At 65.4% G+C, this 18615-nt stretch carries 17 protein-coding genes; 10 read left to right on the top strand and 7 right to left on the bottom strand.

All coding sequences use genetic code 11. The features are described 5' to 3' along the window. Positions 1-34 precede the first annotated feature (34 nt). Positions 35-652 carry an MlaC/ttg2D family ABC transporter substrate-binding protein gene (locus tag BG61_RS05225; protein ID WP_035929156.1) on the top strand — a complete coding sequence of 206 codons (618 nt, stop codon included), beginning with the start codon at positions 35-37 and terminating at the stop codon, positions 650-652. A gap of 3 nt (positions 653-655) precedes the next feature. On the opposite strand, the gene BG61_RS05220 is transcribed toward BG61_RS05225, so the two are convergent. Together BG61_RS05220 and BG61_RS05215 are read right to left on the bottom strand one after the other, a co-directional pair. Further along, the gene (locus tag BG61_RS05220; protein WP_035929153.1) at positions 656-1294 is read right to left on the bottom strand and encodes a response regulator; all 639 of its coding nucleotides are present in this window, start codon (positions 1292-1294) and stop codon (positions 656-658) included. Next, positions 1284-2702, bottom strand: coding sequence for a cache domain-containing protein (locus BG61_RS05215; RefSeq protein ID WP_035929151.1), 1419 nt, complete (start codon positions 2700-2702; stop codon positions 1284-1286). The genes BG61_RS05220 and BG61_RS05215 overlap by 11 nt, the downstream gene beginning before the upstream one ends. Positions 2703-2878: 176 nt before the next feature. On the opposite strand from BG61_RS05215, the gene BG61_RS05210 reads away from it, so the two are divergent. From BG61_RS05210 to BG61_RS05195, 4 genes are all read left to right on the top strand, one after another. Next, a complete protein-coding gene (locus tag BG61_RS05210; protein WP_035929148.1) occupies positions 2879-4969 on the top strand; it encodes a carbon starvation CstA family protein in 2091 nt (696 codons plus the stop codon). Between the two features lie 19 nt (positions 4970-4988). Beyond that, entirely contained in the window at positions 4989-5183 is a 195-nt protein-coding gene (locus tag BG61_RS05205) for a YbdD/YjiX family protein (RefSeq protein ID WP_035929146.1), read from the top strand. A 138-nt stretch (positions 5184-5321) separates the two neighbouring features. Next, a complete protein-coding gene (locus BG61_RS05200; RefSeq protein WP_035929141.1) occupies positions 5322-5561 on the top strand; it encodes a type II toxin-antitoxin system Phd/YefM family antitoxin in 240 nt (79 codons plus the stop codon). Further along, positions 5558-5953, top strand: coding sequence for a type II toxin-antitoxin system VapC family toxin (locus BG61_RS05195; RefSeq protein WP_035929138.1), 396 nt, complete (start codon positions 5558-5560; stop codon positions 5951-5953). Before BG61_RS05200 ends, BG61_RS05195 begins: the two co-directional genes overlap by 4 nt. A 10-nt stretch (positions 5954-5963) precedes the next feature. Here BG61_RS05195 and BG61_RS05190 read toward each other — a convergent pair whose 3' ends face one another. The 3 genes from BG61_RS05190 to ispH all read right to left on the bottom strand — a co-directional run bounded on the left by BG61_RS05190 (position 5964) and on the right by ispH (position 8517). Further along, a complete protein-coding gene (locus BG61_RS05190) occupies positions 5964-6215 on the bottom strand; it encodes a hypothetical protein (RefSeq protein WP_035929135.1) in 252 nt (83 codons plus the stop codon). A 155-nt stretch (positions 6216-6370) separates the two neighbouring features. Beyond that, positions 6371-7531 carry an adenosyl-hopene transferase HpnH gene (gene hpnH, locus BG61_RS05185; RefSeq protein ID WP_035929132.1) on the bottom strand — a complete coding sequence of 387 codons (1161 nt, stop codon included), beginning with the start codon at positions 7529-7531 and terminating at the stop codon, positions 6371-6373. A 14-nt stretch (positions 7532-7545) separates the two neighbouring features. Further along, entirely contained in the window at positions 7546-8517 is a 972-nt protein-coding gene (gene ispH / locus BG61_RS05180) for a 4-hydroxy-3-methylbut-2-enyl diphosphate reductase (RefSeq protein ID WP_035929130.1), read from the bottom strand. 442 nt (positions 8518-8959) lie between these two features. Here ispH and BG61_RS05175 point away from each other — a divergent pair, with 442 nt between their 5' ends. Beyond that, positions 8960-10162 carry a glycosyltransferase gene (locus BG61_RS05175; protein WP_035929127.1) on the top strand — a complete coding sequence of 401 codons (1203 nt, stop codon included), beginning with the start codon at positions 8960-8962 and terminating at the stop codon, positions 10160-10162. Positions 10163-10235: 73 nt separating this feature from the next. Here the strand turns inward: BG61_RS05175 and BG61_RS05170 are convergent, their stop codons facing one another. Beyond that, complete coding sequence (locus tag BG61_RS05170) at positions 10236-10715, bottom strand: hypothetical protein (protein WP_035929125.1); 480 nt, start codon at positions 10713-10715, stop codon at positions 10236-10238. 130 nt (positions 10716-10845) lie between these two features. Then, positions 10846-11856 (bottom strand): hopanoid-associated sugar epimerase, encoded by a 1011-nt coding sequence (gene hpnA, locus BG61_RS05165; protein WP_035929122.1) that lies wholly within the window; start codon positions 11854-11856, stop codon positions 10846-10848. Positions 11857-12026: 170 nt separating this feature from the next. On the opposite strand from hpnA, the gene BG61_RS05160 reads away from it, so the two are divergent. The 4 genes from BG61_RS05160 (at position 12027) to BG61_RS05145 (ending at position 18559) form a co-directional block, all read left to right on the top strand. After that, positions 12027-15218, top strand: a complete 3192-nt coding sequence (locus BG61_RS05160; RefSeq protein ID WP_035929119.1) for a hybrid sensor histidine kinase/response regulator — start codon at positions 12027-12029, stop codon at positions 15216-15218. Positions 15219-15960: 742 nt separating this feature from the next. Beyond that, positions 15961-16797, top strand: a complete 837-nt coding sequence (locus BG61_RS05155; RefSeq protein WP_035927149.1) for a CheR family methyltransferase — start codon at positions 15961-15963, stop codon at positions 16795-16797. A 2-nt stretch (positions 16798-16799) separates the two neighbouring features. Continuing rightward, positions 16800-17420 carry a chemotaxis protein CheB gene (locus BG61_RS05150; protein ID WP_051672286.1) on the top strand — a complete coding sequence of 207 codons (621 nt, stop codon included), beginning with the start codon at positions 16800-16802 and terminating at the stop codon, positions 17418-17420. After that, the gene (locus BG61_RS05145; RefSeq protein ID WP_035927146.1) at positions 17420-18559 is read left to right on the top strand and encodes a hybrid sensor histidine kinase/response regulator; all 1140 of its coding nucleotides are present in this window, start codon (positions 17420-17422) and stop codon (positions 18557-18559) included. The genes BG61_RS05150 and BG61_RS05145 overlap by 1 nt, the downstream gene beginning before the upstream one ends. The last annotated feature ends 56 nt before the right edge of the window (positions 18560-18615 follow it).

Genomic DNA, 18615 nt, shown 5'->3' with positions numbered 1-18615 from the left:
CGCGCCGTCAACTTCCAATAGAGAACGGGTCCTTATGAAACGCTATTTATCTGTTTGCTTCGCTTTCCTCCTTGCCGCGATGTCCTTTTCGGGCGAGGCCCTCGCGCAGTCCAGTCCTGAAGTGGTCGTCAAGGCGGCCGTCGAGGGCACGGTCAACGCGATGAAGGCCGACCCGCAGGCGCGCGGCGGCGACATGGCGAAGATCACACAACTCGTGCAGACACGCTTCGTGCCCGCCACCGACTTCCAGCGCACCACGCGCATCGCGGTCGGCAAGGCGTGGGCCACGGCCACGCCGGAGCAGCAAAAACTGCTCTACGACCAGTTCCAGACGCTGCTCGTGCGCACCTACGCGTCGTCGATGTCGCAGTTGCGGGACCAGGACGTCAAGTTCATCTTCGACGCGCCGAAAATCGACAGCAACGCGAAGGACGCCGTCGTCGAGTCCCACGTCATTTCCACGGGCGGCGACAATCCCGTGCGCTACCGCCTCCAGAAGACGCCGCAGGGCTGGAAAATCTACGACATCGACATGATGGGCGCGTGGCTCATCCAGGTCTACCAGCAGCAGTTCTCGGGACAGCTCGAAAAGGGCGGCGTCGACGGCCTCATCAAGTTCCTCACCGAACACAATGCCCGCACGGCCGGCTGACGGCTAGATCCGGCGGTGCTCCACCGCGAACTTGATCAGCTCGGCCTGCCCGTCGATATCGAGTTTGCGCTTCAGGTTCAGCCGGTGCGTCTCCACCGTGCGCACCGACAACCCGTGCTGCTGCGCGATCTGCTTGCTCGACAGGCCGAGCGCGAGCGCGTCGAGAATGTCGCGCTCGCGCGGCGTCAGGCGTTCCAGCGGCGTCTGCATCGACTGTGCCTGGATCATGCGCGCGGCGAGCCCCGCGCTGAAAAACGTCTTGCCCGCGAGCACCGCGTCGATTGCGTGGATGATTTCCGTCGCCGGCGAATCCTTCAGCACATAGCCGCCCGCGCCCGCCCGAACCGCCTGCGTCACGTATTCGATGTTGTCGTGCATCGACAGCATCAGCACGCGGATGCCCGGAAAGCGCTCGTGAAAGAGCGCGGCGAGCTGGATGCCGCTCATGCCCGCCATGCCGACGTCCATCAGCGCGAGGTCGGGGGGATTCGCCTCGTCGGCGGCGAGTTTCAGCGCTTCGTCGGCGTTGCCCGCCTCGCCGATCACGGTCAGGTGCGGCGCCGCCTCGAGCCTCGCGCGCAGGCCGTCGCGCACGAGCGGATGGTCGTCGATCAGAACGAGCCGCGCGGGTCTAGAGGTCATCGGAAAATCCTTGCATGGTCGGGGCGGCGAGCGGCAGCGGGACCGTCGCGGCGATCACCGTCCGGCCAATCTGCGATTCGATTTCGAGCGTGCCGCCGAGCGCATCGAGCCGCTCGCGCATGTTGCGCAGGCCGACGCCGCCGCGCAGATCGGCAAGCGCCGCGTCGACGTCGAAGCCTTCGCCGTTGTCCGCGATGGTGAGCGTCACGCCGCCCGGCGCGAGTTCTAGCGTGAGCGCGGCGCGCGTCGCCTTCGAATGCTGCACGATGTTGGTCAACGCTTCCTGAGCGATCCGAAAGAATACCGTATTGACGGGGTCGGGTAGCGCCGCGCGCGCGCCCGAACGCGCCGTCACGGACTCGAAGCGCACTTCGATCGCGCCCTGTTCGTCCAGTTCGCGCGCGAGCTGTTCGAGCGCCGCGGCGAGGCCGAGGTCGTCGAGCATGGCGGGGCGCAGCGCGTGCGAGATGCGCCGCACTTCGCGCAACGTGCCGGAAAGCCTGCCGAGGCCGGTGGCGAGCGCGGCTTCCGCGGCGGGCACGCGCGTCTCGCCGCGCTCGAAGCGCGCGAGCGCGGATTCGAGCAGCAGCTTTACCGAGACGAGCATCTGGCTGATGCCGTCGTGCAGTTCGCGCGAGAGCCGCGCGCGTTCCTGCTCCTGCGAATCCACCACCTGCCGCGCGAGGCGCTTCAGCTTGGCGTCGGCGCTGCGATGCTCGCTGATGTTCAGCACGGCTGCGCACGCGGCGATGACGGCGAGCGCCGCGAGCGCGATTGCGCCGATCCACATCACGGTGCGGTCGATGTTCGCGGAGGCGCGCTCGTCGATGCGCGCGAGCGTCGTTTCGACGTCCTCGAGATAGATGCCCGTGCCGATCATCCAGCCCCAGCGTTCGAGCGGCACGACATAGCCGAGCTTCGGCGCGAGCTGGCCCGTCGACGGACGGCGCCACACGTAGCGCACATAGCCGCCGCCGCGCGAGGCTTCGCGGATGAGCTGCTGGATCGTGAGTTCTCCCGCGGGGTCGCGCATCGTCCAGAGGTCGCGGCCGACGAGATCCGGCTGGCGCGGGTGCATCAGCGAGGTGCCGTGCATCGTGTAGACGAAGAAATAGCCGTCGGTGCCGAAGTCGAGTTGCTGCAGTGCGTCGAGCGCGAGCTTCTGCCGCTCGGCTTCCTCGCGCGGCGTGCCGGGGGGCACGTCGTAATACGGCGCGATCGCGCTTTGCGCGAGCTCGACGTAGTGCCTCAGCTCGATTTCCTTGCTCGACATGTAGGCGGCCTGCATCGTCGCGTGCTGCGACTCGGCGAGCGTCGTCGCCTGCTGGCGCACGCCATATTCGATGCCCCCGATCGCAACCGCGAACGGGACGATCGCCAGTAGAAAGATCTTCGCTTTGAGATTCATGACGGGCAAAAACCGCGTTGTGCTACGTAATTTTACGTAGATGGCTTACGTAGTTGTCCGCTTGTAAGGGATGCGGCGAAGGCGAATACTACACGGCCAAAGCGCCCACCGGCGCGGTGCGCCCGAAGTGTCCATCAGACAAATCGGGCATTTCAAACTAAAAAACAGGAGACGCCATGAATCGGGCATCCGGATTCCTGGTCTGGATCGCGCTCGCGCTATTGGGCGCGTTCGCATTCGGCACTATCGCCTTGGCGCACGGTGAGCGGATCAGCGCGCTCTGGATCGTGATCGCCGCGGTCTGCGTGTACTTGATCGCGTACCGCTTCTACTCACGCTTTATCGCCAGCAAGGTGCTGCAGCTCGACGGGCTGCGCATGACCCCGGCCGTGCGGCACAACGACGGCCTCGACTACGTGCCGACCAACAAGTACGTGCTGTTCGGGCACCACTTCGCTGCGATCGCAGGCGCGGGGCCGCTCGTCGGCCCGGTGCTCGCCGCGCAGATGGGCTACACGCCCGGCATGCTGTGGATTCTCGCGGGCGTCGTGTTCGCGGGCGCGGTGCAGGACTTCATCGTGCTTTTCATCTCGACGCGCCGCGACGGCCGTTCGCTCGGCGACCTGATCAAGATGGAGCTCGGCCTCGTGCCCGGCGTGATCGCGCTGTTCGGCGCGTTCCTCATCATGGTGATCATTCTCGCGGTGCTCGCGCTGATCGTCGTGAAGGCGCTGACCGGCTCGCCGTGGGGTACGTTCACCGTCGCCGCGACGATACCGATCGCGATCTTCATGGGCGTGTACACGCGCTACATCCGTCCGGGCAAGATCGGCGAGGTGTCGATCATCGGCTTCCTCGGCCTGATGTTCGCGATCGTGTACGGCCAGCACGTCAGCGAATCCGCGACGCTCGCGCCGATGTTCACGTTCACCGGCACGCAGCTCACCTGGATCCTGATCGGCTACGGCTTCATCGCGTCGGTGCTGCCGGTGTGGCTCCTGCTCGCGCCGCGCGACTATCTCTCGACGTTCCTCAAGATCGGCACGATTCTCGGCCTTGCGATCGGCATTTTGATCGTTGCGCCCGAGCTGAAGATGCCGGCGTTCACGAAGTTCGTCGACGGCTCCGGCCCCGTCTGGGCGGGCAACCTGTTCCCGTTTCTCTTCATCACGATCGCGTGCGGCGCGGTGTCGGGCTTCCACGCGCTGATCTCGTCGGGCACGACGCCGAAGATGATCGACAACGAAGTCAACATGCGCCTCATCGGCTACGGCGCGATGCTGATGGAATCGTTCGTCGCGATCATGGCGCTCGTCGCCGCCTGCGTGATCGAGCCGGGCATCTATTTCGCGATGAACAGCCCGGCGGCGCTGCTCGGCACGACGCCCGAAGCGGTCGCGGCCACGGTGAGCGGCTGGGGCTTCGCGCTCACGCCTGACATGCTGACGTCCACGGCGAAGGCGGTCGGCGAAACGACGATCGTCGCGCGTGCGGGCGGTGCGCCGACACTCGCGGTGGGCATGGCGCAGATCCTGCATCAGGTGATCGGCGGCCCGGCGATGATGGCGTTCTGGTACCACTTCGCGATCCTGTTCGAAGCCCTCTTCATCCTGACCGCGGTCGACGCCGGCACGCGCGCCGGACGCTTCATGCTGCAGGATCTGCTCGGGACGTTCGCGCCGGCGCTGCGCCGCACGGATTCGCTGCCGGCGAACCTGACCGCGACCGCGCTGTGCGTCGCCGCATGGGGCTACTTCCTGTATCAGGGCGTGGTCGATCCGTTCGGCGGCATCAACACGCTGTGGCCGCTCTTCGGCATCTCGAACCAGATGCTCGCCGGTATCGCGCTCACGCTCGGTACGGTCGTGCTGTTCAAGATGAAGCGCGAGCGCTACGCATGGGTGACGGTCGTGCCGACGGTCTGGCTGCTGATCTGCACGCTGACGGCCGGCTGGCAGAAGATTTTCGACCCCAGCCCGAAGGTGGGCTTCCTCGCGCACGCCTCGCGGCTGAACGAGGCGCTCGAGGCGGGCAAGGTCATGGCGCCGGCGAAGTCGCTCGACGAGATGCGCCGGATCATCTTCAACGACTACATCGATGCGGCGCTTGCGGGCCTCTTCATCTTCGTGGTGGTGAGCATCGTGATCTACGGCGTGCTGGCCGTGATGCGCGCGCGCGGCGAAGCGAGGCCGACGGTGCGCGAAACGCCGTTCGAGGCGATGCCGGCGGCAACGGCTGTGGGCGCGTCGGTTCGTTCCGGCCATTGAGGTCCAACTGGAGAACAGCATGTTCACCGATCTTCGACAGGCCGGGCGCTATCTCGGCCAGGCGATGCGCCTGATGGTCGGGCTGCCCGACTACGACGTGTACGTCTCGCACATGCAGGCGACGCATCCGGACCGCCCGGTCATGACGTATGAGGAGTTTTTCCGCGAACGGCAGGAAGCGCGGTACGGATCGGGCGCGGGGAAATGCTGCTGACGGCCTGATCCGGCTTCGGGCGGATGGTTTTGAAGAAGCGCGACGGCGAAGGCCGTCGCGTTTTTTTGTTTTTGACTCATCCGTAGCCGGCCCTTTCAGGTGTTAAAATGACCATAGTCATGTGACCAGGGGCGCAGTATGCCGAACAAGCAGGTTTCCAAATCGGAATTCAAGGCGAAGGCGCTTGAATATTTCCGGCTAGTCGAATCATCAGGTGAAAGTCTGATCGTGACCGACCACGGAAAGCCGACCCTGGAGGTGCGGCCGTATCGGCCGGAGGCGAAGCGTGATCCGCTGAATGTGCTGCGCGGTTCCGTGCTGCGCTATGACGATCCGTTGGAGCCCGTCGGCGAGGATGAATGGGAGGCGGGCCAGTGATTGTTCTGGATACGCACGCGCTGGTGTGGTGGGTCAACGGCGACGACCTGCTGGGGAAAAAGGCCAGGGCTGCGATCGATCGCGAGCATGACGGCGGCGAAATCATCGTTTCGTCGATCAGCGTGTGGGAGATTTCACAACTCGTCGAGCGGGGGAAGCTGACGTTCTCGATGGATGTGGCGGCTTGGCTTTCCGCCGTCAATGAAGTTGAAGCCGTGAGGTTCGTGCCGGTCGACAACGAGATCGCTACCAGTTCCGTGAAACTTCCCGGCGACTTCCACAAGGATCCGGCGGACCGAATGATCGTCGCCACGGCGCGGATGTTCGCGGCCCCGCTGATCACGAAGGACCAGAAAATTCGCGCTTATCCCCACGTCAAGACGATCTGGTAGCCCGAAACCCTCAAACCTTCGAAACCAGCACCACCGCCCCCGCCGACACGCTCTTCGCGGACCTCAACGCCTTGTCCCGCACGGCCGTCATATCCTCGACATCGCTGGAATACCGGTAGCTCGCCGGCATGAGCCGGAAATCGCCGCCGACCTGCGCGGCCTTCATCTCGTCGAATCCGAGCTTGCGCAGCGTTCGTCCGAGCAGGGTGTAGTCGTCCAGATCGGCCTTGCCGAGGTTGATCAAAACGTTGTATTGGGTCATGACTTCCAGCGCGTCCTTTCAAAGAGCGACGATCGTACTGCGGCCGGCGCGCGCCACTCGCGCGCGGCGACAAAAAACGCCAAAGCAGACGGGCAGATGAAATCGCCCGAAAAGCGACCTCATCTGCCCGTCATGTTCACCGCGTGGCCGGATCGTTAGTGAGCTGCCGCAGCCTGCTTCGATTCCTTCTTGACGCTCTTCTTAGCGCGGCCGATCTCTTCCAGCTTGATCTCGACGTGCCTCGAGAACACGTATTCCGCCGGACGCTGCTTGTCGATCGGCAGATCCTTCGCGTACGCGCCTTCCGTACGCGGGCCGCGCAAGGACACGCCCAGCGCCTTCAGCGGGTGCGCGACGGTATCCATCACCGCGGTCGCTTCGAAGCCGCTGTGGACCATGCAGTCCGCGCACTTCTCATAGTTGCCCGTGCCGTACTTTTCCCACTCGGTGGTTTCCATCAGTTCCTTGAAGGTCTTCGCATACCCTTCGCCGAGCAGATAGCACGGACGCTGCCAGCCGAACACCGTGCGCGCCGGGTTGCCCCAGGGCGTGCACTGGTACGTCTGGTTGCCCGCCAGGAAATCGAGGAACATCGCCGACTGGCTGAACGACCAGTTCTTGCCGTTGTTGCCGCGCCTGAAGATTTCGCGGAACAGCGTCTTGGTCTTGTCGCGGTTCAGGAAGTGCTGCTGGTCCGGCGCGCGCTCGTACGCGTAGCCCGGCGACACGGTGATGCCGTCCACGCCCATCGGCCCGAGCGTGTCGAAGAACGCGGCGACGCGTTCCGGGCTCGCGTCGTTGAAGAGCGTGCAGTTGATGTTCACGCGAAAGCCGCGGCGCTTCGCTTCCCTGATCGCCTTGACGGCCTTGTCGTAGACGCCGTCCTGCGACACCGAGTGATCGTGCATCGCCTGGTCGCCGTCGAGGTGGACGGACCACACGAAGTACGGGCTCGGCTCGTAGTCGTCCATCTTCTTTTCCATCAGGAGCGCGTTCGTGCAGAGATACACGAACTTCTTGCGCGCGATGATGCCCTTCACGACCTGCGGCATTTCCTTGTGCAGCAGCGGCTCGCCGCCCGCGATGGAAACGACCGGTGCGCCGCATTCGTCGACGGCGCCGAGGCACTCTTCGAGCGACAGGCGCTGGTTCAGGATAGGGTCCGGATAGTCGATCTTGCCGCAGCCGTTACAGGCGAGATTGCAGCGAAAGAGCGGCTCGAGCATGAGCGCGAGCGGATAGCGCTTGTTGCGCATGAAGTGCTGGCGCGCGATGTACGCGCCAACCCGGACTTTTTGCAGCATCGGAATAGACAATTTGCGTCCTCTCCTTAATCTTCGTAGTCTTCACGAGTGGCCGTCGCGGCGACCGCGGCAAGCGGTTGCGTCAGCTTCGCGGGGAGTTTGAATTCGACTTTCTCTTCGCGGCCGTCCATTGTCGAAACCTCGACGTGGCCGAGCGCGCGCAGCGCGTCAATTACGTGTCTGACCATTTCCTCGGGCGCCGAGGCGCCCGCCGTGATGCCGACGGCCTGCGCATTCGCAAACCACTCCGGCTTCACTTCCGACCCGTCCGCGACGAGGTAGCTCGGCACGCCGCTTTCGGCACCGATCTCGCGCAGGCGGTTCGAGTTCGAACTATTGGTGGCGCCCACCACGAGCAGCACGTCCACCTGCGTGGACAGCTCACGCACGGCGGCCTGCCGGTTCTGCGTCGCGTAGCAGATATCGCGCGTGTCGGGGCCGACGATATCGGTGAAGCGGCGCTGCAGCGCGTCGATGATGCCGCGTGTGTCGTCCACCGACAACGTGGTCTGCGTCACGTAGGCCATCGGCGTATCGACGGGCAGATTGAGCGTCGCGACTTCCGCTTCGCTCTGCACCAAGACGACGGTGCCCGGAATCTGGCCGATCGTGCCTTCCACTTCCGGATGCCCCGCATGGCCGATCAGGATCAGCGTGCGCCCCTGCGCGACGTACTGCCGGCCCTGCACGTGAACCTTCGTGACGAGCGGGCAGGTGGCGTCGAGCACGTCGAGGCCGCGCGCCTGCGCGTCCGCTTCGACGGTCTGGGCGACGCCGTGCGCGCTGAAAATCGCGACCGCGCCGTGCGGCACTTCGTCGAGCTCCTCGACGAAGCGCGCGCCCTTGCTGCGAAGGTTGTCGACGACGTGCCGGTTGTGAACGATCTCATGGCGCACGTAGACGGGCGCGCCGTGTCGTTCGAGGGCCCGATCGACGATCTCGATCGCGCGGACCACACCCGCACAAAAGCCGCGGGGTTGAGCAAGGATGATACGCATATTCGGGCGAACTCCGACTGACGCGGGTTTCGAATGGAACCGACGCGAAGGTCCTGGCGTCGGGTCCACGTGATCAATTTGTATGCTGATTGGCGGACCCAGTTTTTAAACGATCGGTAAAAAGGAACGTTTCGCTTGAACTTCGCGTCGAAGTTGACCGCGTATTCTAGCGCGTTCGCTTTTTCGATGCTCGTTGTACAGGAAAGCCCGCCGGCGAAGGAGAAACGGGTGCAAATACGGCGAGACCGGTAAGCCAGTAAACTGTCGGGTCTTCCGGCTGCGGCCGGTCTGCTTTTGTTCATGCGCGGCGCGAAGCCTCACCGCATCGCGCGCGGGCTCCCCGTGAGCCCGCGCCACGGAGCGGCGGCGTGCATGGGCGTGCATTGGCGTGACCGTTGCGCAGGTCGCATCGTGCCCGACCCTCGAATTCCCGAGTCCATCTATGCTACTGATTGCCTGGCTGTCCCTTGTCATCTGGCTGGTCCTGTTTTTCGCGCGCGGCGGCTTCTGGCGCGCCGTGCCCGCTCCCTCCCTCAGCGCGACGACACTGCACGCCGTCGGCAACGCCGAAATCGCGCGGCGCGGCGCGTGGCCGGCGCTCGTGGCCGTCGTTCCGGCGCGCAACGAAGTGGACGTGATCGGCCGCGCCGTGGGTTCCCTGCTCAAGCAGGACTACGCCGGCGCGTTCCACGTGATCGTCGTCGACGACCACAGCACCGACGGCACCGCCGACGCCGCCCAGGCGGCCGCCCGGGAACTCGGCCTCGAAGACCGCCTGACCGTGCTCACGGCCGCGCCGCTGCCGTCCGGCTGGTCGGGCAAGGTGTGGGCGCAGTCGCAGGGGATCGGAGCCGTCGATTCGCTCGGGCTGCCCGCCGACTTCCTCTTTCTCACCGACGCCGACATCCACCACCCCGCCGATGCCGCGTCGCAGCTCGTCGCGCGCGCGATTCTGGAAGATCGCGACCTGGTCTCGCTGATGGTGCGCCTGCGCTGCGATTCGACGTGGGAGAAGGCGCTGATCCCGGCGTTCGTGTTCTTTTTCGCGAAGCTGTATCCGTTCGCGTGGGTGAACGACGTGAAGAAGCCGACCGCGGGCGCGGCGGGCGGCTGCATGATGGTGCGCCGCTCGGCGCTCGTCGAGGCGGGCGGGATCGAGTCGATCCGCGGCGAACTGATCGACGATTGCAGCCTCGCGGCGCGGCTCAAGCATCGCAACGGAGGGAATCACACCCGGCCGATCCGGCTCGATCTGGCGGAGCGCAGCGAGTCGCTGCGCCCTTACGAGGACTGGCGCGACGTCTGGAACATGATCGCGCGCACCGCCTTCACGCAGCTGCGCTACTCGCCGCTGCTGCTGGCGGGCACGCTCGTCGGGATGCTGCTGATCTATATCGTGCCGCCGGTGTTCGCGCTCGGCTTCGGCGCCCGCGCCTGGCCGGCGTGCGCTGCGTGGGCGCTCACGTGCATCGCCTATGCGCCGATGCTGCGCTACTACCGCAGGTCGCTCCTCTGGGCGCCGGTCCTGCCGGTGGTCGCATTGTTCTATGTCAGCGCGACGATCGGTTCGGCGGTGAGGTACTGGCGCGGGAAGGGCGGACAGTGGAAGGCGCGCGTGCAGGCGCCGACGCAGGAAGGATCGTAGGACGGCGGGTTCCTGAACGGCCGGGTTTCGAACGAGACTCAGCCGTTCAGTTCGCGCAGCTCGCGCAGTTCATCTAGCGCTGCGTGAGCATCGCGTACATCTCGATCACCGTGTCGGGCGAGAACGTGAACGGCACCCATCCGTGCCCGGTATGGCGCAGCACGAGCAGGCGGTCGCCGTTCGATTGCTTCTGCGTCGCCATCATCGGGTTGCGCGTCGCGGCGAAGCGCCAGCCCGGCGGCAGGCCGCCCGGCTGTTCCGCCGTCATCGACGCCCGCGCATTCGACAATTCCTCGATCAGCTGCGACACGCCCTGCGGATTGAGCAGCACCGATTTCCCGCCGATCGTCATTTCGATCGCGTCGCGCCCGGGACGCGATACGTTCAGCATGGGCTTTTCGTCCTCGGGCGCGGCCGCCTGAGCGGACGGCTGCGTTGCGTCGCCGCTTGCATCCGGGGCCGCGGCGGATCCGGCGCTCACGTTTTCGGGCGCGGCGTGGAGGAGCTCGTCGAGGCTCAACTCCAGCGCGCCAAGCTGGTCTTGTAGGTTCATGCGGTTGCCCTGTGTCTTGCGTCTTGCTCGCCTTGCATCGAGGCCGCGATTTTACCCGCTGCACTCCGGCGTCGCCCGCACACGTTGTAACAAAATGCGTGCAGGGCGCTGAATCGTCAGTGCACGGCCGCTACTTCGTCAGGTACCCGTTGGCACGGAACCAGTCGAGCGCATCGCGCAGTCCCTCGCGATACGGCCGCGCCCGGTACCCGAGTTCCCGCTCGGCCTTCGCGGAGGTGAAGTACATCTTGTTCTTCGACATCCGCAAGGCATCGACGGTGACGAACGGCTCGCGTCCGCTGAACTTCGCGAACCACTCCGCGCCGATCGCGAGCGGGTAGAGCGGGCCGCGCGGAAGACGGATGGTGGGCGGCTTGCGGCCGCTCAGCAGGGCGATGTCGGCGAGCATCTGCTGCAGCGGCAGGTTCTCGCCGCCGAGGATGTAGCGCTCGCCGATCGCGCCGCGTTCGAGCGCGAGGAAATGGCCGGCGGCGACGTCGTCGACGTGCACCAGGTTGAGGCCCGTATCGACGAACGCCGGGATCTTGCCCGTCGCCGCCTCGACGATGATGCGCCCCGTCGGCGTCGGCTTGACGTCGCGCGGTCCGATCGGCGTCGACGGATTCACGATGACCGCGGGCAGCCGGTCGTTCGCCACCATCCGCTCGACGGCACGCTCGGCCAGCACCTTGCTGCGCTTGTAGGCGCCGATGGTCTGGGCGGGATCGGCGGGCTTCGTCTCGTCGACCACCGTGCCCGCGCTCGTCACCTTCAGCGTGGCGACGCTGCTCGTGTAGACGATCCGCTCGACGCCCTCGGCGAGCGCCGCGCGCATCGTCGCCTCGGTGCCCTGCAGGTTCGAGCGCTCGATCTCGCCGGGGTCCGGCGCCCAGATGCGGTAGTCGGCGGCGACGTGGAACAGGAATCGCACGCCCTTGAGCGCCGCGCGCATCGACGCTTCGTCGCGCATGTCGCCGATCACGACTTCGGCGTCGAGCGCCTCGATGTTGCGGCGTGAACTCGTCGCGCGCATGAGCAGGCGCACGTCGAAGCCGCGTTCCAGCGCGATGCGCGCCACCGCCGATCCGACGAAACCGGATGCCCCGGTGACGAGCACCCGGCCACTTGAAAAATCAGTCATTTTTTCCTCTTTTACGCCTTGCGGGGTCGCCGCGGGTAACTTGTGCCTCGCGCGAAGCGCGGCTTGAACCGGCCGCTAACCTATGTGTGACAAGGACTTGCGGGTCGTGCTAAGGTCCGTGCCTGCCGCGCTCGCGCGGCTTGCGAAATTCCAACAAAAGACATCCGCAAATGCCCAGAGAAGACTCCCGGAATCTCTCCACGTGGCTGTACTTCGCCATCGCGATCTCGCTTGCCACCGTGTTCGCCGTCGACGTGCTGCAGCCGATGCGCCTTGCGATCTGGATCTTCTACGTGCTGCCGGTGGTGCTCTGCCTCTGGGTCGACCGGCCCGCCGTTCCGGTCGTCACGGCGGTCACGGCGTCGATACTGATGATTGCGGGCTACTTCCTGTCGAACGCCGATTCCGCAGTGAACCAGGACGTGCTCCAGGTCAACCGGGCGATGGGCATTTTCGTCCTGCTCGTGCTCGCGGGCGTGGCGCATCTGTATATCAAATCGCGGCTGAACGTACAACGGAACGCGTGGCTGCAACAGGGCGTCGCGCAGATCGGCCTGCAGATGCGCGGCGAACAGTCGCCTGCTTCGATCGGCGCGAGCATCCTGCGTTCACTCGTGCCCTACGTGAGCGCGAAAGTCGGCGTGGTCTACGCGCTCGAAGGCGACGCGTTCGCGCGCATCGCGAGCTGGGCGCTGCCCGGCGAAGACGTCGCGCCGCGCGTGATCCGCGAGGGCGAGGGGCTCGTCGGGCAAGTGCTGGCGGACAAGCGCCCGATCCAGCTGCGCGACGCTCCGGCGCACTATCTGAAAGCCGGGTCGGCGCTCGGCTCGGCGGTGGCGTCGAAGGTCGTGATCGCGCCGCTCTTCGCGGACGGCGATCTGGCGGGCGCGATCGAGGTGGGCTTCGTCGGCGGCGAGGGGCGTTTCGACGACACGCGCGAACTGCTCGACATCGCCTCCGAAGGCATGGGCATGGCGCTGCGCTCGGCGCGCTACCGGACCCGGCTCGTCGAACTGCTCGAAGAGACGCAGCGTCAGAGCGAGGAATTGCAGGTGCAGCAGGAGGAGCTGCGCGTGTCGAACGAGGAGCTGGAGGAGCGCGGCCGCGCGCTGATGGATTCGCAGGCGCGGCTCGAAACGCAGCAGGCCGAGCTCGAGCAGACCAACGTGCAGCTCGAGGAGCACACGCAGAACCTCGAGCGCCAGAAGGCGGAATTGCTGCGCGCGCAGCAGGAACTCGCGGCGAACGCGCTGTCGCTCGAACGCGCGAGCCAGTACAAGTCGGAGTTCCTCGCGAACATGTCGCACGAACTGCGCACGCCGCTCAACAGCTCGCTGATCCTCGCCAAGCTCCTGCAGGACAACAAGCACGGCAATCTCACCGATGAACAGGTGCGCTATGCCGCGACCATTCATTCGTCGAACAGCGACCTGCTCGCACTGATCAACGACATTCTGGATCTGTCGAAGGTCGAGGCCGGACAAATGGACGTGCAGTTCGCACCGGTCGCCGTCGATTCGGTCCTGCAGTCGCTGCGGCAGTCGTTCATGCCGGTCGCGCAGAGCAAGGGTGTGGAACTCGTCACCGAGCATGGTGAGGGCGTGCCGCAGTATTTCGTCACCGACAACCAGCGTTTGCTGCAGGTGCTGCGCAATCTGGTGTCGAATGCGTTCAAGTTCACGGAGCGCGGGCGGGTGACGGTGGCGGTGCAGACGGCGGGCGAGCACGCGCTGCGCTTCGATGTGCGCGACACCGGCATCGGCATCGCGCCCGACAAGCAGGACCTGATCTTCCAGGCTTTCCAGCAGGCCGACGGCACGACGAGCCGCAAATACGGCGGCAGCGGCCTCGGCCTTTCGATCTCGCGCGAATTCTCGCGGCTGCTGGGCGGCTCGGTGAGCGTGTCGAGCGAAGTCGGCAAGGGCAGCGTGTTTTCGGTGACGCTGCCGCTCGCCGCGCGCGAAGGCACCGTCACGTCGAACATCGACGTGACCGGCCGCGCGAGCGAGGCGCGGCCCGCCGCCGGGCAGACGCCCGCGCCGGCGGCCGCCGCGCGGCAAGTACGGCAGGCACCGCAAGTACCGGTTACGACGTCTTCCGCGCCGCCCGCGCGATCCGTGCCGCCCGCGCCGAACATGCCCGTGCCGCCGCCGATCGCCGACGACCGTATCGAGCGCAAGCGCCCGAACCGCCTGATTCTGGCGATCGAGGACGACGTGCCGTTCGCTCATATCCTCTACGATCTCGCGCACGAACTCGACTTCGACTTCGTGCATGCGACGACGGCCACGCAGGGCGTCGAACTTGCCCGCGACCTTCAGCCGAACGGCATCCTGCTCGACATCGGCTTGCCGGACCAGTCGGGCCTGACGGTGCTCGAATGGCTGAAGCATGACCCGCTCACGCGTCACATTCCGATCCACATCGTGTCGTCGACCGATCATGCCGACGTCGCGCTGCATCTCGGCGCGATCGGCTACACGCTCAAGCCGAGCGCGCGCGAGACGCTGGCCGGCGCGATCCGCAAGCTCGAAGCGCGTTCGGCGCAGGGCATGCGGCGGGTGCTGGTGGTCGAGGACGACCCCGTGCTGCGCGAGAGCATCCACGCCCTGCTTGCGAGCGAGACGGTGGAGATCGTCGAGGCGGGCACGATCGCGGGCGCGCTGGATGAAATGTCGCGTGCCACGTTCGACTGCATCGTGATGGATCTCGCGCTGCCCGACGGCTCGGGATACGAATTGCTCGAGCGGGTGTCGACGGGCGGCGAGCACGCGTCGCCGCCGGTGATCGTCTATACCGGAAGGATGCTGTCGCAGGAGGAGGAGCAGCGTCTGCGGCGCTATTCGAAATCGATCATCATCAAGGGGGCGAAGTCGCCGGAGCGGCTGCTCGACGAAGTGACGCTTTTTCTGCACAGCGTCGAGAGCGCGTTGCCGCCGGAGCAGCAGCGCATGCTGCGCGCGGCGCGCCAGCGCGACGACGTGTTCGAGGGCCGCACGATTCTTCTCGCCGAGGACGATGTGCGCAACATCTTCGCGCTGTCGCATGTGATCGAGCCGCTCGGGGCGAAGCTCGAGATCGCGCGCAACGGACGGGAGGCGCTCGATTCTCTCGCTCGCCATCCGGACGTCGATCTCGTGCTGATGGACGTGATGATGCCGGAGATGGACGGACTTACGGCGATGGTGGAGATTCGCAAGCGGCCCGAGCATGCGCGGCTTCCGATCATCGCGCTGACGGCGAAGGCAATGCCTTCGGATCGGCAGAAGTGTCTCGAGGCCGGCGCCGATGACTATATTTCGAAGCCGATCGATGTGGACAAGCTTGTTTCTTTATGTCGGGTTTGGTTGCGGCAGCGCTGATTTTTTTTGCTCGCACTTGTGGGGACGGGCTGTTTACACCGTTTGATACGCTTGCGCTCCTATGAAACTTGCTTTGCTATTGGTTTATTAGCTTCGCCCCTGTGCGGGGCGGCAGTCACTTTCTTTGCTGCTGCAAAGAAAGTAACCAAAGAAAGCAGCTATGGGCTCAGCGGCGTTAGGACGTGACCACGTTCGAGTTTTTCAGAGTGGCCCGACCGCAGGAGTGTCCACCTCGGTCCGTCGAGCGGACAGGTCCGCGGACCCACCGCGCCCCCGCACCCTCGAACGAAGTGGTAAGGCAGTCATTCATCCGTCTTCGCTTCGCTCTGACGACAGGTGCAATCGGTGGCGCGTTGCTAAACGCGAGACTGGAGCGAAGCGCTGGTTTGTGATGTACCCGAAGTCCGAGCGCAGCGAGGAGGGAGCGGAACGAAGTGCTTACCGCTTAGTTGGAGGGTGCGTTGTCTCAGTGGGTCCGCGGGCCAAGCCGGGTGGTTTTGTGGGGGTGACACTTAGGGGCTGTGCCAGCTTGGTGGGTGGGATCAAAAGGAATTGCGGGCGAAACGGCTGCTTTCTTTGGTTACTTTCTTTGCAGCAGCAAAGAAAGTGACTGCCGCCCCGCACAGGGGCGAGCTAATAGACCGCGAACCAAGCAAATTTCATAGAGGCCGAAGCGCATCAAACGGTGTAAACCCAACCCACCCACCCGCCCACGATTAATCCAAGCGCCAGCAAAAAGCAAATGAACGTACGAACCCCCCCCGACGAGGCCGCGTTCGACATCGAACTGAAGCTCGTGCTGGAAGCGATCTACCTTAGATACCAGCACGACTTCCGGCATTACTCGGTAAGCTCGCTGCGGCGCCGGCTCACGCAGGCGCTCAGCGATCTCGGCTTCGCGACGCTCTCGCAACTGCAGGAGCGCATCCTGCGCGATCCGGCGCTCTTTGCGCGCCTGTTCCAGTACCTCACGGTACAGGTGAGCGAAATGTTCCGCGATCCGCAGTACTTCCGCGCAATCCGCGAGGAAATCGTGCCGATTCTGCAGACATATCCGTCGATCAAGGTGTGGGTCGCCGGATGCAGCAGCGGCGAGGAACTGTGGTCGCTCGCTGTGCTGTTCGCCGAAGAAAAGATCGCCGATCGCACGGTGCTCTACGCAACCGACATCAACGCCGACGCGCTGCGCCAGGCCGAGAACGGCATCTATTCGCTCGAACGCCTGGCGAGCTTCAGCCAGAACTATCTGGCGGCAGGCGGCAAGCGCTCGTTGTCCGACTACTATCACGCGGCTTACGGCGCCGCCAAGTTCTCGCAGACGCTCAAGTCGCGCGTGGTGTTCGCGGATCACAGCCTCGCCACCGACAGCGTGTTTCTCGAAGCGCATCTGGTGTCGTGCCGCAACGTGCTGATCTACTTCGACCGTGCCCTGCAGGACCGCGCGCTCGGGCTCTTCAGCGACTCGCTCGTGCGGCGCGGCTTTCTCGGGCTCGGCAGCAAGGAGAGCCTGCGCTTTTCGAAACACGCCGACAGCTTCGCGGACTTCAATCCGCGCGAACGTCTCTATCAGAAGGTGTAGCGATGAGTTCCATACCCGGACCCGCCATTGTCGAGCCGGCCGCGATCGAGGCGATCGTGATCGGCGCGTCCGCGGGCGGCATCGATGCGCTCAACCGGCTGCTCCCCGGCCTGCCCGCCGGTTTTGCGCCCGCCGTGCTCGTCGTGGTGCACGTGCGGCCGGACATGCCGAGCCTCTTGCCGAACCTCTTCGCGGCGCGCTGCCGGCTGCCCGTGATCGAGCCGAACGACAAGGACGAGATCGCGCGAGGCACGATCTACATCGCGCCGCCGGGGTATCACATGCTGGTCGAGCCGGATCGCACGATCGCGCTCTCGGTCGATCCGCCCGTGCGTTTTTCGCGGCCGTCGGTGGACGTGCTGTTCGAATCGGCCGCGTATGCATACGGCGACGCACTGCTCGCGATCGTGCTCTCCGGTGCGAACGACGACGGCGCGCGCGGCGCGCAGGCGATCCGCGAGGCGGGCGGCCACTGCTGGGTGCAGGACCCGGCGACGGCGAGCGCGACGGCGATGCCGCTCGCCGCGATCGCGAACGGCGCGGCGCACGACATTCTGACACTCGATGAAATGGCGGCGCGCCTCTTCGCCGGCATCGGCAGCAAGGCACAAGGAGCCAACTGATGACGCAACCCATTCATGTGCTGATCGTCGACGACATCCGGAACAACATCACCGCGCTCGAAGCCTCGCTCGCGCGGCCGGATCTGTCGGTGCTGAAGGCCGAATCGGGCCCGGCTGCGCTCGAACTGCTGCTGAAGCACGAAGTGGCGCTCGCCATTCTCGATGTCAACATGCCTGGCATGGACGGCTTCGAGCTCGCGGAACTGATGCGCGGCAGCCCGCGCACCGCGCACGTGCCGATCATCTTCCTCACGGCAACCGCGCAGGACGCGGGCCGTACCTTCCGCGGCTACGAAGCGGGCGCGGTGGATTTCCTCTACAAGCCGTTCGATTCGCGCATCCTGAACTCGAAGGTGGACGTGTTCATCCAGATCGAGCGTCAGAAGCAGCAGCTCGCGACGCAACTCGCCACCGTGCAGCAGCTTCTCGACGCCAACGAAATGCTGATGGCCGTGCTCGGCCACGATCTGCGCACGCCGCTCTCGGCGGTGATCGCGTCCGCGGAGTATCTGTCGCGTTTCGTGCAGGACGAGAACGTCGCGAACATCGGCACGCGCATCAAGTCGAGCGGCATGCGCATGGTGCGCATGGTCGACCAGCTTCTGAACCTCGCGCGCCTGCGTGGCGGCCGCGTGACACTGCAGCCGCGCTCGGTGGATCTGATGACGCTCGCGAAGAATATCGTCGACGAATACGAGGCGCGCGTGGGCAAGGGGCGCATCGTCCTCCAGCGCGAGGGCGACACGCTGCTGCAGGGCGACGGCGACCTGCTCTCGCAGGTGTTCTCGAACCTGATCGGAAATGCGCTGCAGCACGGCCGCGAAGGCTCCGCGATCCAGGTCCGGCTCGATGGCGGCGCGCCGCACGAAGTGGTCGTCACGGTGCAGAACGCGGGCGAGATTCCCGCGGACGTACTGCCGACCATCTTCGCGCCGTACCGTTCGGGGCGTTCGCAGCACGAATCGGGCGGGCTCGGCCTCGGGCTCTACATCACGCACGAAATCGCGCAGATGCACGGCGGCCGCGTGCAGGTGCGTTCGAGCGCCGATGCCGGCACGGTGTTCGACGTCACGCTGCCGCGCACGGCTCGCCCGGGCAGCGGCCGTTCGGAGCCGGCGCAGCCGTTCCGGCTCAGCTGAAAGCAGATGAAACGAAGGCGGAGCGAGGCCGGGATCGCGAGCCGGTTGCACGCGGC

It is taken from the genome of Caballeronia glathei (assembly GCF_000698595.1).
Classification (GTDB): Bacteria; Pseudomonadota; Gammaproteobacteria; order Burkholderiales; family Burkholderiaceae; genus Caballeronia; species Caballeronia glathei.
Note: the sequence above shows the minus strand (reverse complement) of the source record. Positions and strands in the feature narration are given on the sequence as shown.